This is a genomic window from Cryobacterium sp. TMT1-62, assembly GCF_004403145.1.
Taxonomy (GTDB): Bacteria; Actinomycetota; Actinomycetes; order Actinomycetales; family Microbacteriaceae; genus Cryobacterium; species Cryobacterium sandaracinum.
The window spans coordinates 1-12,962 of sequence record NZ_SOGZ01000038.1 but is presented as its reverse complement, the minus strand read 5'-3'; the positions used below and the strand labels follow the sequence as shown (position 1 = coordinate 12,962).

The following is a 12,962-nucleotide window of genomic DNA, read 5'->3' as shown; positions in this document are numbered from 1 at the left end:
GATGGTTACTTCCGTCCTGACCCGGCCCCGGCCGGAGCAGACGCCCCGAGCGTCGCGGCCGAGCGCGGCGCGGCGACGCGTCGGCGCCACCCCGCGCGCCTTCTACTGGATGGTCGTCCCCGCGGTCGCCGTCTTCGCGCTGCTGCACACCGTCCCGGTACTCATCGGCATCTTCTTCTCCTTCACCAACTACGCAGGCTTCGGCTCGTGGGACTTCGTCGGGTTCGGCAACTTCATCGCCCTGTTCCAGGACGACCGGGTACTGAAGGCCTATGGCTTCACCTTCGGCTTCGCCATCGTCGCCACCATCCTCACCAACGTGATCTCGCTGGCCATCGCGGTCGGACTCAACGCGAAGATCGCGTTCCAGTCCACCTTTCGCGGCATCTTCTTCATCCCCTACGTGCTGGCGATCCTTGTCGTCGGTTACGTCTTCCAGTATTTCTTCGCCAATTCGCTCCCCCGGATCCTGTCGAACGTCCCGGTGTTCCGTGACAACATCCTCACCAACCCGGACTGGGCGTGGACGGCCATCGTCGCCCTCGCGGTCTGGCAGGCCTGCGCGTTCGCGATCATCCTCTACCTGGCCGGTCTGCAGACGATCCCTCGCGAACTCTACGAGGCATCCGCCATCGACGGGGCCACGCCGGGACGGCAATTCCGGTCGATCACGTTCCCCATGATCAGCGCCTTTTTCACCATCAACATGGTGCTGAGCCTGAAGGGGTTCCTGCAGACCTTCGACCACATCGTCGCCCTCACCGCCGGCGGGCCGGGCACCTCGACCGAATCGATCACCCTGCTCATCTTCCGGGGCGGTTTCCAAGGCGGCGAGTTCGCCTACCAGTCCGCCAACGCGGTGCTGTTCGTCATCGTGATCATGCTCGTCTCGTTCCTGCAGTTCCGAGTTCTTCAGCGCACGGAGGCCGACTTCTAATGGCTATCACCATCGACTCCCCCGCCACGGTCGAACCCGCATCCCCCCGGGCGGCCCGTGACTCGCGCGGTGTCCGGCGCATCAAAGACAACCGCACCCGGATCAACTGGTGGGCCACCATGCTGATCGCGGTCTGCGCGATCACCGTGCTGGTGCCGCTCTACTTCGCCGTGATCACCGCGCTGAAGACCCCCGACCAGCTCGGCGGCACCGGGTTCGCGCTCCCCACCAGCGTCCACTGGGAGAACTTCGCCGACGCCTGGACGCTGACCAAATTCCCGCAGGCGCTGATGAACACAGCCCTGATCACCGTCGGCGCCGTCATCCTCACCCTGCTGACGAACTCGCTCGTGGCGTACGCGATCGCCCGCAACCTGCACAAGCCGTTCTTCACGGGCGTCTACTTCTACCTGCTGTCCGCCATTTTCATCCCGTTCCCGATCATCATGCTCCCAGTCGTGAAAGAGACGGCCCTGTTCGGTCTGGACAACCAGGTCGGGTTGATCTTGCTCTACGCGGTGTTCGGGCTCTCGCTCAACGTCTTCATTTACGTCGCGTTCATCAAATCGATCCCGATCGAGCTGGAGGAGGCGGCCTACACCGACGGGGCGACCACCTGGCGGGTTTACTGGCAGATCATCTTCCCCTTGTTGACCCCGATGAACGCGACCGTCGGCATCCTCACCTGTGTCTGGGCGTGGAATGACTTCATCCTGCCTCTCGTCGTTCTCTCCGACCCGGCGGCACGCACCCTGCAACTCTCCCAATTCGTGTTCCAGGGCCAGTTCAACACCAACTACTCGGCCGCGTTCGCCTCATACCTGATGGCCATGGCCCCGCTGCTGATTGTGTACATTTTTGCCCAGCGCTGGGTTATCTCCGGCGTGATGAGAGGATCGATCAAATGACGATACCCGCACCAACGTCCGGGATGACCGCCCCCGCGACCACCCCCGCGACCGGCGCCTCCTGGTGGACCAGCGCCGTCGTCTACCACGTGTATCCGCGCAGCTTCGCGGACTCGGACGGCGACGGGATCGGCGACCTCGGCGGCATCCGTTCGAAGCTCGACTACCTCGCCGAGCTCGGCGTTGACGCGGTCTGGCTCTCTCCGGTCTACCCGTCGCCGCAACATGACAACGGCTACGACATCAGCGACTACCAGGACATCGAACCGGTCTTCGGCAGCCTGGCGGAGTTCGACCTGCTGCTGGTCGAGGCCCACGAGCGCGGCATCAAGATCGTGATGGACCTGGTGGTGAACCACACCAGCGACGAGCACGCCTGGTTCCGGGAATCACGCTCGTCGCTGACGAACCCGAAGCGCGACTGGTACTGGTGGCGCAAGCCCCAGGCCGACGGTGGCCCGCCGAACGGCTGGGGCAGCGCCTTCAGCGGCCCGGCCTGGTCGCTCGATCCCGCCACCGATGAGTACTACCTGCACCTGTTCGCCAAGCAGCAGCCGGACCTCAACTGGGAGAACCCCGAGGTGCGCCAGGCCGTCTACGCGATGATGAACTGGTGGCTGGACCGCGGCGTCGACGGCTTCCGGATGGACGTGATCAACTTCATCGCCAAGCAGGTCGAGCTGATCGACGGACCGGCCCCGGCCACCGGCGGCGGCTCGCCGATGGGGGCGCAGATCCATGAGTTTCTGCAGGAGATGCACCGCGAGGTCTTCGACGGCCGCGGAGGGCGGCACCTCACCGTCGGCGAGATGCCGGGCGTGAGCACCGACGACGCCCTGCTGTTCACCGACCCGGCCCGGCGCGAGGTTGACATGATCTTCCAGTTCGAGCATGTGGGCCTCGACCAGGGCGAGCACAAGTTCGAGGTGCTGCCTCGCAGCCTGACGGCGCTGAAGAAGAGCCTGTCACGCTGGCAGGAGGGTCTGGCCGAGACCGGCTGGAACAGCCTCTACCTGAACAACCACGACCAGCCCCGATTGGTGTCGCGCTTCGGCAATGACACCTCCTTGCGCTACGAGTCGGCAACTCTGTGGGCCCTGGTGTTGCACCTGCACCGCGGAACGCCCTACATCTACCAGGGCGAGGAGATCGGCATGACCAACGTGCGGTTCGACTCCATCGACGACTACCGTGACCTCGAATCCCTCAATCACTACCGCGAGGCCGTGGAAGAGTTCGACCTGGACCCCGGCACCGTGCTCGCCGGAGTGCAGACCATGGGCCGCGACAACGCGCGCACGCCCATGCAGTGGGATGCCTCGCCGCAGGCCGGTTTCAGCACCGGCACGCCGTGGCTGGCCGTGAACCCGAACAGCGTCACGGTGAACGTGGCCGCCGACCTCGCGAGCGAGCGGAGTGTGTTCCGCTTCTACCAGCGCCTGATTGCGCTGCGGCATGAGAGCGAGGTGGTCGCCCTCGGCGATTTCACCCTGCTCGAACCCGACCACGACGCGCTCTACGCCTTCACTCGCAGCCGGGGTGAGGAGACGCTGCTCGTCGTCGCGAACGCATCCGATGCCCCATTCACCGACCTGCTTCCGATGGACGTCTCCGGCGCCGATCTGATTCTGGCCAACTATCCGGCCACAACGGATGCCGCCGCACCGTCCTCGAATCCGGTGCTGCGCCCCTGGGAGGCGCGCCTCTACCGGCTGTAGGTCGGCGCAACCCGCCTCGACCGGGGCTCCTCACGGCGCACCAGTTTAAACGCTGTAAGGACGAGGCCGACGATGACACCGAGCACGGCGCCGCTCCCGTTCGCGACCAGATCGCGCACATCCGGGACCCGGGTCGGCAGGAACTGCTGCGTGAACTCGATCGAGCCGGTGAGTAGGACGGCCACGACGATCGCCAGCCACCAGAACCGGCGTCCGAGCAGGAGCAGCAGAAACACGCCGATCGGGATGAACATGGCGATGTTGGCCGCGAATTCGACCCGCCCGTAGGTGATCCAGTCGGTGGAGTCGTGCCGATTGAAGAATCGGAGCGCCCGGAGCAGCAGCTCGTTGTTCCCACTGTCGAGCGGCTGCGGCCCGAGCGTCACCCAGCCCACGAACGCCAGATAGGCGAGCGTGACCAGGGACAGGACGGGATGGCGGTGCAGCATGGCTCCATCCTTCCCGATGGATGCTGGGGGTCACCCCAGTGACGGCCCCCGATCGCGAAAGCGCGCTACTTGCCCAGCGCTGCCTTCTCCTCGGCGATGACCTCGTCGCGGAGGGTTTCGTCGAAGACGCGCTTGGCCTCGATACCGACGACGGAGTGACGGCGGCCGTAGAGGAAATACACCGCGATGCCGATCGCGAGCCAGACCGCGAAGCGCACCCAGGTGAGCGTCGTGAGGTTGAGCATCAGCCAGAAGCAGAGCGCGGCCGACAGGATCGGCAGGAAGGGCGAGAAGGGCACCTTGAAGGCCCGGGGCAGGTCGGGGCGCTTCTTGCGCAGCACGACCACGGCGATGCTGACCAGCACGAAGGCCGACAGCGTGCCGATGTTGATCATTTCCTCGAGCACGCCCACATCGGTGAACCCGGCGATCAGGGCGACCGCGGCGCCGGAGATGATCTGCACCCGGGCGGGGGTGCCGCGCTTGGACGAGGTGACACTCAGGCCGCGCGGCAGCAGGCCGTCGCGGCTCATGGCGAAGAGCACGCGGGAGAGGCCGAGGAGCAGCACCATGATCACGGTGGTGAGCCCCACCAGAATGCCGACCGAGATGACCTGGGCAGCCCAGCCGGCGCCGACCGAGACGAACGCCGTCGCGAGTGAGGCATTGGGGTCGTCGGCGAGAACGGTGTACGGCACCATGCCGGTGAGCACGAGGCTGACGCCGAGGTACAGCACCGTGACGATGGCCAGACCGGCGAAGATGCCGCGCGGCAGGGTCGTCTGCGGGTTCTTGACCTCTTCGGCGCTGGTGGCGACCACGTCGAAGCCGATGAACGCGAAGAAGACCAACGAGGCGCCGGCGAGCAGACCGAACAGTCCGTACTGGGCCGGCTGGGCGCCGGTCATGAACGAGAAAAGGGACTGCATCCAGACGTCGCCGTCGCCGCCCGCGGAGGGCACGGCCTCGGGGATGAACGGCGTGTAGTTCTTCGGGTTGATGAAGAAGGCACCCACGACGATCACGAACACCACGATCGCCACCTTGAGAATGGTGAAGATGCTGGCGACGCGCGCCGACAGCTTGGTGCCCAGCACCAGGAGGGTGGTGAAGATTGCGACGATCACGAACGCGCCCCAGCTGACCTGCAGTCCGAAGACCGCGATCGTGGCCGGGACATCCCAGTTCCAGAGTTCGAAGACCTCACTCAGGTAGATGCCCCAATACTTGGCGATCACGGCCGCGGCGGTCAGCATCTCGAGGATCAGGTCCCAGCCGATGATCCAGGCGAGCAGCTCGCCGAGGGTCGCATAGGTGAAGGTGTACGCCGAGCCGGCCACGGGAACCGCCGAGGCGAACTCCGCGTAACACATGATGGCGAGCGCGCAGGTGACCGCGGCGAGGAGGAACGCCAGGGTGACGGATGGCCCGGCGTAGCTGCCGGCCGCCTTCGCACCGACCGAGAAGATCCCGGCACCGACGGCAACCGCGACGCCCATGATCATGAGGTCCCAGGTGCCCAGCGTGCGCTTGAGGCTGTGCCCCTTCTCGAGGGAGTCGGCCATGGAGGCCTCAATGCTCTTGGTGCGCCAGACGCTCATAACTGGGTGCTTCCGTTCCGTTGGGTATCGGTCAATGCTAGGCCCCCGCGGGGCTTCCCCGACCCCGGACCCCGCAGACCCGGGGGCCGCACCCCCTAGCATTGAGCGGTGCCCACCACCCTCCGCCACTCCCCCGGGGCCAGGGTCGGCCTGTCGATCGCGGTGGCCACCGGCCTCTACGGCATCTCGTTCGGCGCCCTGTCGGTGTCGTCGGGGCTCGACATCTGGCAGACCTCGGCGCTGAGTCTGCTCCTGTTCTCCGGGGGCTCCCAGTTCGCGTTCATTGGGGTGATCGCCGGCGGCGGCAGCGGTGCGGCAGCCGCCGGCGCGGCGGCGCTCCTCGGCATCCGTAACGCGGTCTACGGGATGCAGTTGAACGCCCTGCTGCACCCTCGTGGCTGGCGCCGCTTCGCCGCCGCCCAGGTCACCATCGACGAATCGCTTGCCACGAGCACCGGGCAGACCGTGCTCGTCGAGCAGAAGCGGGGGTTCTGGGTCGCCGGTCTCGGCATCTTCGTGTTGTGGAACGTATTCACCCTGATCGGGGCTCTCGCGGGCGACGCCGTGGGCGACCCGAAACAGTGGGGCCTCGACGGCGCGGCGGTCGCGGCGTTCCTCGGGCTGCTCTGGCCGCGGCTGCGGTCGAAGGAGGCCGGGGCGATCGCCGCGGTCTGCGCGCTGGCCACCGTACTGACCGTGCCGCTCGTTTCGCCGGGCGTGCCCATCCTCGTGGCGGCTGTCGTCGCCGGTGCCATCGGCTGGTTCGGTTTTCGGCACGGGCCGGCGGGCGAGGGTCTCGAGCCCGACGTCGACCCCTATCCCGGTCCACCCGATGCACCCGGTTCGACGGATGCGCAGGCTCCCCGATGAGCGTCTGGTTCTGGATCCTCGTGGCCTGCGCGGCGGCGTTCCTCACGAAGTTGTTCGGCTATCTCGTGCCGCAGAAGTGGGTCACCAACGCGCGCATCGCCCGCGTCGCCGGCGTCCTCACGATCGGCCTGCTGACTTCCCTGACGGTCGCGAACACCGTGGCCACCGGCCAGGAGCTCGTCGTCGACGCACGGCTCGGGGCGCTCGTCGTAGCGGCGATTGCGCTCTGGTTCAAGGCCCCGTTCCTGGCGGTGGTCATCGCGGGCGCGGCAGCGGCCGCCGGGCTCCGGCTGCTCGGTCTGGGTTGAGGGTCTCGCGCGCCAACGGGGGCGGTAGGGTTTTTCCAACGGCAATGCGTCCGTCGACGTTTTTCGATGATGAAGAAAAGAGTGTGTGATGTCCGGGAAATATGAGCTCTACGCGGAACGATCCGGCGGATACCAGTTTCGGCTGAAGGCCAACAACGGCGAAGTGATCGCGACCTCCGAAAGCTATCACTCCAAGGCAGAGGCCCTCAAGGGCATCGAGGCACTGAAGGCCCACGTCAAGTCGCACGTGGTCGACATGACGGAACCGGACGCCTGAATGAATCTCGGTTCTGCCGAGTGAGTCACCGTCGGTTGGTCCTGTGGCTCCCGGAGAGTCGAAGCTGACTGCGCCGTGTGGACGCTGGTCATCCGGCGGAGCACCGTGTGCGGCGTCGAACCAATTCGACGGAGATTCTGCCGTAAAACGGCTTTATCGGAGTATTCGGGGCCGATACGGCCACAATCTCCGTCGAATTCGTTCCGGACGGAGTCACTGCACCGCGGCAACCGCCCCCGAACCCCCAGTCCTCGACGCCATCCCGTTCACGGCTGTGAGGGTTCACTCGTCTAGACCGCCGCGAGTTCCTCGGCCGCGAGTTGCTCTCCGGTGAAAAGCTCGGCGGCGAGCAGTTCCAGCGTGCGCGCACGCCCGGGTGAGGTCGCCGCGTCGGCGCCCGTGTGAGCGGAGGCGATCGGCTGCAGCATGACCTCGTCGACCCCGAACTTCGCCGCGAGGGCACGGATGCGCGCGGCCGCGGCGCCGGGCTCGTCGATGATCCAGGCCGCGGCCATCCGTTCGATCATCTGGAGCAGCGCCGGCGCCATCGGTGCGGCGGCGGCCTCTTCGACCGTCGCGAGCGGGCCGAGCGGCAGGCCCGATCTCAGGCGCGCCATCTGCTGCATCTGCGGCAGGGCGAGGGCGAGGGCCTCGACCCGGGTCTCGGCGACCGACACGTTCAGGGTGAGGATGGTGCGGGGGGCGTCGAGGGTCTCGCTGGGGGTGAACCCGCGTCGGTACAGCTCGAGGGCCGCTGTGGTGCCGTCGCCGGCGAAGTGGTTGGCGAACACGTAGGGCATGCCCTGCCGGGCGGCGAGCCGGGCCGAGTAGTCGCTGGAGCCAAGCAGCCAGATTTCGGGCATCCCGGTGGCGGCGGGAGTCGCGTGCAGGGTGTAGTCCTGACCGGAGGTGAGGCTGAGCGAGGCCCCGTCGGGGTGCAGCAGCGCCGCGATGTCGGCGATGTTGCGCGGAAACGCGTCGACCTCGCTCACTGCTCCGCTCGAGCGCAGCAGTGCGGTGATCATCGGGTCGCTGCCGGGCGCACGGCCCAGCCCGAGGTCAATGCGCCCGGGGAAGGCCGCCTCGAGGATGCCGAACTGCTCGGCGATCACGAGCGGAGAGTGGTTGGGCAGCATGACGCCCCCGGAGCCGACCCGGATGCGTTCGGTCTGCGCCGCGAGGATACCGATCAGCACGGGCGGGTTCGTCGACGCGACCGCCTGCATGTTGTGGTGCTCCGCGACCCAGTATCGGGTGTAGCCGAGCCGGTCCGCGCTCTGGGCGAGGTGCACGGCTGCCGCGATCGCCTCAGCGGAGCTTTGCGAGGTGCGGACGGGGATCAGATCGAGCACGGAGAGGCTTAGCGCGGAGGTAGACATCGGTGGGGGAAACCGCGCCGGGCCCGGAGATATTCCCGGTTCCCCGCTCCGGACACACAAACGGGCCGCCACCCGGAAGGTGACGGCCCGCGTGTAAGAAGATCGCGGTGTCTTCGAAAAGTGCCTTAGCGGCGCAGTCCGAGGCTGCCGATCAGTGTGCGGTACCGAGTGATGTCGACATCCGACAGGTAACCGAGCAGGCGACGGCGCTGACCAACCATGAGGAGCAGACCACGACGCGAGTGGTGGTCGTGCTTGTGCTCTTTCAGGTGCTCCGTGAGGTCCAGGATGCGCTGCGTGAGCATTGCAATCTGAACTTCGGGGGACCCGGTGTCGCCTGGGTGGGTAGCGTACTTTTCGATGATCGCCTTCTTTGCATTAGCTTCGAGTGCCATAGATGGGATCCCCTTTCTCTCACTGCGCGGTGCCCGGGGCCGAATGCCTGGGCTCTCTTGATCCGCGGCCGTCAAACGGCAACCGTTCGAGTTTAGCAGAGTCCGAGAGGTCGGCTGGAGCAGCAGGAGCAACGGCCAGAAGATGCGGGCTGCGATCTCGGCCGGGGCGCTGACCAGCTGCTCGTGCGCCCTCCCGAACCGGATGTAGAGCTCACTGAGAGGGTGCCGCCGAGGCCGTTGATCATCAGGGCCACCCGGTCCCCGACACGTCCGGCAGGTCCCCGACGACCGCGTCGCGCATCTCGTCGGTCATCTCATTCGCGGTGGTCAGCTTCGCGCGGCGTCGGCCCGGTTCGCCATGGATGCCCACGCCCATCCACGCGTGTCGAGGTTCGCGGCGGCGATCCCCTGGTGCATGTCCGGCACGAACTGCTTCGGGCTCCGGGATCGGGCGAACCGATGCTACGTTCTCCGGTGTAGCTGGCCCGGCCGCGACGGGCCTGCAGCATGCTCGTGGCGTCCGCGCTCGCCCGCGCAACCAGGGACATCCGGGCGAGGAGGGTTTCCGGGTCACGGCCGGCGGCCACCTCGGCTTCGAGCGTATCCGTGGCCGACACGAGGGCGTCGAGCAGGGTCTTGTCTCCCAGGTCGGACTTGCCGCGGGCCTTGATCCCCTCGGTGGCGGCCCGGAGCATCGCCACGAATTCGGTGTCGAACAGGGCTGAGCGGGTCATCGGCTCTCCAGATCGGGGGCCGGGCGGTCGGGGGCACTGAGGATGGTGGCGAAATCGGACAGGTCGACGAAGAATTCCGGCTCCAGACCCAGCGGGTCGCGCAGCGTCACGGTGGTGGGGCCGCCGGGGTCCCCAAGCGACGACACCACCAGGGCCGCCCCGGTGAAATCTTCGTCCGCGGTGTAACCGCTGATCGTGATCACGGTGCGGAGGCCCGCGGCGAGCGCCGACCGGAGGCCGTTCGCACTGTCCTCGACGACCACGGCGTCGGCGGCGTCGATCCCGAGTTCCCGCAGGGCATGCAGGTAGATGTCCGGGGCCGGCTTCTTCCGGTCCACGATGTCGCCGGCGAAGACCCGGAACTGCGCGGCCAGCTCGGGCCCGATTGTTTGCGTGAGCACGGCGCGCACGGATTCCTCGGCCGAGGTGGAGGCCACGGCGAGGATCCAGCCGGCGCCCGCGGCTTGTACGACGAGTCGACGGATGCCCGGGCGGGCCGTCAACGCGCCGCTCGCCACCCGCTCGGTGTAGATCGCGCTCTTGCGCCGGTGCCAGCCGGCGACGGCCGAGTCGAGGGCCGCGGGGTCGTCCGCCGGCAGACCGAGCACGCTGGCCACCTCCGGGGTGAGGATGCTGCGCATCCGTTCTTTTCCTCCCCCGATCGCCACCTTCTGGACGTAATCGGAGTCGCTCCACTGCACGGGCACCGAGAATTCCTCGAAGGTCTGGTTGAAGGCCGGCAGGTGGCCGTCGCGTTCGGTGTCGGCCAGCACGCCGTCGCAGTCGAAGATGAGAGCGGGCATCGCCTCAGGCCTTCCTCGCGTTGCCGATGGCGGCGAAGGCTCGGTCGATGGCTGCTTTCAGCGGTGAAATCGCCACCTGTGCCTCCCCGGTCAGATGCCGTCTATCGTAGGCTCGCCACCCCGAGCCGACAATGGGGCGGCCTCGGCGGGCTTCGCCGGCTGAGGCCAGTGCCGGATGGAGAACTTCGCCCGCTGGGTGATCGACTGATCCGGCCTGTCCCAAACCTTGATCATCGCCCAGCCCACGGCGACGAGCGGGACCGCCAGAACGGCCCCGGCGATACCGCCGAGGATGGTGCCCACGGTCAAAGCGACGAGGATCACCAGCGGATGCAGTTTCAACGCCCCCGCCATCACCACCGGGTTGAGCAGGTCACCCTCGATCTGGTTGACCACGATCACGATGGCCACAACGATCAGCGCCACGAGCGGCCCATTGGCCACCAACGCCACGAGGGCAGCCAGGATGCCCGCGATGGTCGCCCCGATCAGCGGGATGAACGCCGTGAGGAACACGATCACAGCCAGCGGCAGGGCCAGCGGAACTTGCAGGATGGCCAGCCCGACGCCGATCAGAACGGAGTCGAAGAGGGCGATGATCGCCGTTCCCCGCACGTACTGGCCGAGAACCGTCGGGGTGACGTCGCCGATCCGGTGGGCGCGCTCGAGGCTCTCGCCGTGCAGGAAACGTAGGAAGAAGTCCCAGATCTGGCCGCCGTCCTTGAGGAAAAAGAACAGGATCACCAGCACGAGCAGGGCTCCGGTGACCAGCTCCACCGCGGCGGACACCCCGGCGAGCGCCCCCGTGCCGAACTGTGCGCTCGTGACGAAGCCCACGATCGCATCACGCACCGCGTTGAACTGCTCCGAGTCGAGCGCGATCGGGCCCTCGACCAGCAGCCCCTGTAGTTCGTCGAGCCCGTCGCCGGCCGCCACCACCAGCGCACCCCACTGGTTGCGCACCGCGAAGACGATGAGCGTGACGATGCCGCCGAGGATGAGTGCCCCTGCCAACAGGGTGATCCAGGTCGCGAGAATGACCGGGAAGCCGCGCGTGCGCAGCCAGCCGACCAGCGGTGCCAGCGCCGATGCCAGGATGAGCGCCACGAGAACGGGGATCACCACGAGTTGCACCTGCACCAGAGCGTAGACGGCGCCGGCGGTCAGCACGACCACGACGATGATCTGGGTGGAGCGGATGGCCCACCGGCCGAGCCGGCTGGTCAGTAGGGTCTGCAGGGACGGGGATGATGGGTCGTCGGCGCGCATGCTGACACCATAGGCACCTGTTGCAGCATCGGTAAACGGCTGCCCGGCCGAGTGCCTCCTTACCGATTCGGGCGGAACCCCGGCCCGGCGTCGAACGAATTCGACGGAGATTCTGCCAGGAGAGCGCTCTTTCCCGGGTTTCCGGGGCGTTGCGGGCAGAATTTCCGTCGAATTCGTCGCCCTCATCCGCGCCATCTGCACAACCGCCGAAACCGCCGCGCAGCAAAACGGCGGCCGGCTCCCGGTCCCGCTGGTGATGGAGCTCAACGAGTGCGCGAACATCGTCCGCTGGCCCGAACTGCCCTCGGTGTATTCGTTCTACGGGTCGATGGGCATCATCCTCAACTCCTACTTCCAATCCCGCGCCCAAGCGATCGACGCGTTCGGGAAAGACGAGTGGCAGACCCTCTGGGACGCCGTCGCCACCCGCGTGTTCGGCGGTGGTCCCGGCGACGACGACTTCCTCCGCTCGCTGACCGCCCTCATCGGCGAACACGACGAAATCAACTACGGCAGCTCCACCGGCAAAGACGGCCACCAATCCACCTCCACCAACACCCGCAAGGTCAACACCCTTGACATCGCCGCCCTCGGCTCCCTCCCCGAATGGCGCGCCATCGTCTTCAGCTCCAAATGCCGACCCGTCATGGTCAACACCGTCCCCTGGTTCCGCGACAAGACCCTCACCACCGCCATCAACCGCACCCCGACCAGGACGCCGAACCCCACGCCGGCCCCGGTGCCCGACAACACCACTGCAGCGGAGGTTGCAGCCCATGGCTGAGTACGACGACTACGACTCGACCAACGCTAAAGAGGACGCGGTCGACGTTCGCCAAATGTTTCTTGATTTGCTGATCGGTCACCTCGCCACCGTCGAGGTCGTCGGCACCAAACCAACACCGTGCTGCACCCAATGGTGGCTACACCCTGAGATCGTCGCCCGGTTCAAGGCCCTCTGGCAGGCCAGCATGCAAGCTGACGCCAGCGTTATGGACGGCGACGCCGGCGCCGTTTCGTTCTGGTGGATCAACCACTGGGACCGCCACGCCGCCGTCATCTTCGACAAAGGCAAAGGCAACGGGCCATTCCGCGACTGCGACCCCGACCAAGGACACCTCTACCGACGCAAAGACCAAGCTGCCGGAATCGTGCCGACGTCGATGCCACCGGACGATGTGGAGCTGTAGAGGGCCCTCACGGAGGAATCCGTTGGGGTTGCGTCCAATAGCGTGGTGTAACCCCCGGCCCTGATGGGCGTGTTGCACCGATGTAAGGCGGCCACCGCGTGATTCTTGGAAAGACCGATCAAGT

The 12,962-nt window shown here is 66.8% G+C and carries 15 protein-coding genes; 8 read left to right on the top strand and 7 right to left on the bottom strand.

All coding sequences use genetic code 11. The features are described from left to right. Position 1: 1 nt before the first annotated feature. From E3T34_RS11115 to E3T34_RS11105, 3 genes are read left to right on the top strand one after another with little or no spacing between them, the layout of a single operon-like run. Positions 2 to 937 (top strand): carbohydrate ABC transporter permease, encoded by a 936-nt coding sequence (locus tag E3T34_RS11115; protein ID WP_134343015.1) that lies wholly within the window; start codon positions 2 to 4, stop codon positions 935 to 937. After that, the gene (locus E3T34_RS11110; protein ID WP_134343014.1) at positions 937 to 1,845 is read left to right on the top strand and encodes a carbohydrate ABC transporter permease; all 909 of its coding nucleotides are present in this window, start codon (positions 937 to 939) and stop codon (positions 1,843 to 1,845) included. The genes E3T34_RS11115 and E3T34_RS11110 overlap by 1 nt, the downstream gene beginning before the upstream one ends. Further along, the gene (locus E3T34_RS11105; protein WP_166785890.1) at positions 1,842 to 3,563 is read left to right on the top strand and encodes an alpha-glucosidase; all 1,722 of its coding nucleotides are present in this window, start codon (positions 1,842 to 1,844) and stop codon (positions 3,561 to 3,563) included. The genes E3T34_RS11110 and E3T34_RS11105 overlap by 4 nt, the downstream gene beginning before the upstream one ends. Here the strand turns inward: E3T34_RS11105 and E3T34_RS11100 are convergent. Continuing rightward, complete coding sequence (locus E3T34_RS11100; protein ID WP_104101106.1) at positions 3,551 to 4,012, bottom strand: VanZ family protein; 462 nt, start codon at positions 4,010 to 4,012, stop codon at positions 3,551 to 3,553. The two genes, E3T34_RS11105 and E3T34_RS11100, sit on opposite strands and share 13 nt — an antisense overlap. Before the next feature lie 65 nt (positions 4,013 to 4,077). Continuing rightward, positions 4,078 to 5,613 carry an amino acid permease gene (locus E3T34_RS11095; protein WP_104101105.1) on the bottom strand — a complete coding sequence of 512 codons (1,536 nt, stop codon included), beginning with the start codon at positions 5,611 to 5,613 and terminating at the stop codon, positions 4,078 to 4,080. A gap of 108 nt (positions 5,614 to 5,721) precedes the next feature. Here E3T34_RS11095 and E3T34_RS11090 point away from each other — a divergent pair, with 108 nt between their 5' ends. From E3T34_RS11090 to E3T34_RS11080, 3 genes are all read left to right on the top strand, one after another. Further along, positions 5,722 to 6,483 carry an AzlC family ABC transporter permease gene (locus E3T34_RS11090; RefSeq protein WP_104101104.1) on the top strand — a complete coding sequence of 254 codons (762 nt, stop codon included), beginning with the start codon at positions 5,722 to 5,724 and terminating at the stop codon, positions 6,481 to 6,483. Then, a complete protein-coding gene (locus tag E3T34_RS11085; RefSeq protein ID WP_134343013.1) occupies positions 6,480 to 6,791 on the top strand; it encodes an AzlD domain-containing protein in 312 nt (103 codons plus the stop codon). The genes E3T34_RS11090 and E3T34_RS11085 overlap by 4 nt, the downstream gene beginning before the upstream one ends. 88 nt (positions 6,792 to 6,879) lie before the next feature. Further along, positions 6,880 to 7,068, top strand: coding sequence for a DUF1508 domain-containing protein (locus E3T34_RS11080; protein ID WP_104101102.1), 189 nt, complete (start codon positions 6,880 to 6,882; stop codon positions 7,066 to 7,068). 290 nt (positions 7,069 to 7,358) lie between these two features. Here the strand turns inward: E3T34_RS11080 and E3T34_RS11075 are convergent, their stop codons facing one another. From E3T34_RS11075 to E3T34_RS11055, 5 genes are all read right to left on the bottom strand, one after another. Further along, a complete protein-coding gene (locus E3T34_RS11075; RefSeq protein ID WP_104169525.1) occupies positions 7,359 to 8,447 on the bottom strand; it encodes an LLM class flavin-dependent oxidoreductase in 1,089 nt (362 codons plus the stop codon). Positions 8,448 to 8,572: 125 nt separating this feature from the next. After that, positions 8,573 to 8,842, bottom strand: a complete 270-nt coding sequence (gene rpsO, locus E3T34_RS11070) for a 30S ribosomal protein S15 (RefSeq protein WP_104101100.1) — start codon at positions 8,840 to 8,842, stop codon at positions 8,573 to 8,575. Between the two features lie 314 nt (positions 8,843 to 9,156). Next, positions 9,157 to 9,576, bottom strand: coding sequence for a dihydroxyacetone kinase subunit L (locus E3T34_RS11065; RefSeq protein ID WP_134343012.1), 420 nt, complete (start codon positions 9,574 to 9,576; stop codon positions 9,157 to 9,159). Beyond that, positions 9,573 to 10,379, bottom strand: a complete 807-nt coding sequence (locus E3T34_RS11060) for an HAD-IA family hydrolase (RefSeq protein ID WP_134343011.1) — start codon at positions 10,377 to 10,379, stop codon at positions 9,573 to 9,575. Before E3T34_RS11060 ends, E3T34_RS11065 begins: the two co-directional genes overlap by 4 nt. Positions 10,380 to 10,469: 90 nt before the next feature. After that, positions 10,470 to 11,648, bottom strand: coding sequence for an AI-2E family transporter (locus E3T34_RS11055; protein WP_134343010.1), 1,179 nt, complete (start codon positions 11,646 to 11,648; stop codon positions 10,470 to 10,472). 256 nt (positions 11,649 to 11,904) lie between these two features. Between E3T34_RS11055 and E3T34_RS11050 the strand changes: the two genes are divergently transcribed. Continuing rightward, entirely contained in the window at positions 11,905 to 12,432 is a 528-nt protein-coding gene (locus E3T34_RS11050; protein WP_241977399.1) for a type IV secretory system conjugative DNA transfer family protein, read from the top strand. Further along, on the top strand, positions 12,425 to 12,838 hold the full coding sequence (locus E3T34_RS11045; protein ID WP_134343008.1) for a DUF4913 domain-containing protein: 414 nt from the start codon (positions 12,425 to 12,427) through the stop codon (positions 12,836 to 12,838). Before E3T34_RS11050 ends, E3T34_RS11045 begins: the two co-directional genes overlap by 8 nt. The last annotated feature ends 124 nt before the right edge of the window (positions 12,839 to 12,962 follow it).

Coding starts and splice junctions, on each gene's coding strand:
- E3T34_RS11085 (WP_134343013.1), top strand. CDS start 6,480: ATGAGCGTCTGGTTCTGGATCCTCGTGGCCTGCGCGGCGGCGTTCCTC.
- E3T34_RS11115 (WP_134343015.1), top strand. CDS start 2: ATGGTTACTTCCGTCCTGACCCGGCCCCGGCCGGAGCAGACGCCCCGA.
- E3T34_RS11065 (WP_134343012.1), bottom strand. CDS start 9,576: ATGACCCGCTCAGCCCTGTTCGACACCGAATTCGTGGCGATGCTCCGG.
- E3T34_RS11105 (WP_166785890.1), top strand. CDS start 1,842: ATGACGATACCCGCACCAACGTCCGGGATGACCGCCCCCGCGACCACC.
- E3T34_RS11045 (WP_134343008.1), top strand. CDS start 12,425: ATGGCTGAGTACGACGACTACGACTCGACCAACGCTAAAGAGGACGCG.
- E3T34_RS11050 (WP_241977399.1), top strand. CDS start 11,905: ATGGAGCTCAACGAGTGCGCGAACATCGTCCGCTGGCCCGAACTGCCC.
- E3T34_RS11080 (WP_104101102.1), top strand. CDS start 6,880: ATGTCCGGGAAATATGAGCTCTACGCGGAACGATCCGGCGGATACCAG.
- E3T34_RS11110 (WP_134343014.1), top strand. CDS start 937: ATGGCTATCACCATCGACTCCCCCGCCACGGTCGAACCCGCATCCCCC.
- E3T34_RS11100 (WP_104101106.1), bottom strand. CDS start 4,012: ATGCTGCACCGCCATCCCGTCCTGTCCCTGGTCACGCTCGCCTATCTG.
- E3T34_RS11095 (WP_104101105.1), bottom strand. CDS start 5,613: ATGAGCGTCTGGCGCACCAAGAGCATTGAGGCCTCCATGGCCGACTCC.
- E3T34_RS11060 (WP_134343011.1), bottom strand. CDS start 10,379: ATGCCCGCTCTCATCTTCGACTGCGACGGCGTGCTGGCCGACACCGAA.
- E3T34_RS11075 (WP_104169525.1), bottom strand. CDS start 8,447: ATGTCTACCTCCGCGCTAAGCCTCTCCGTGCTCGATCTGATCCCCGTC.
- E3T34_RS11055 (WP_134343010.1), bottom strand. CDS start 11,648: ATGCGCGCCGACGACCCATCATCCCCGTCCCTGCAGACCCTACTGACC.
- rpsO (WP_104101100.1), bottom strand. CDS start 8,842: ATGGCACTCGAAGCTAATGCAAAGAAGGCGATCATCGAAAAGTACGCT.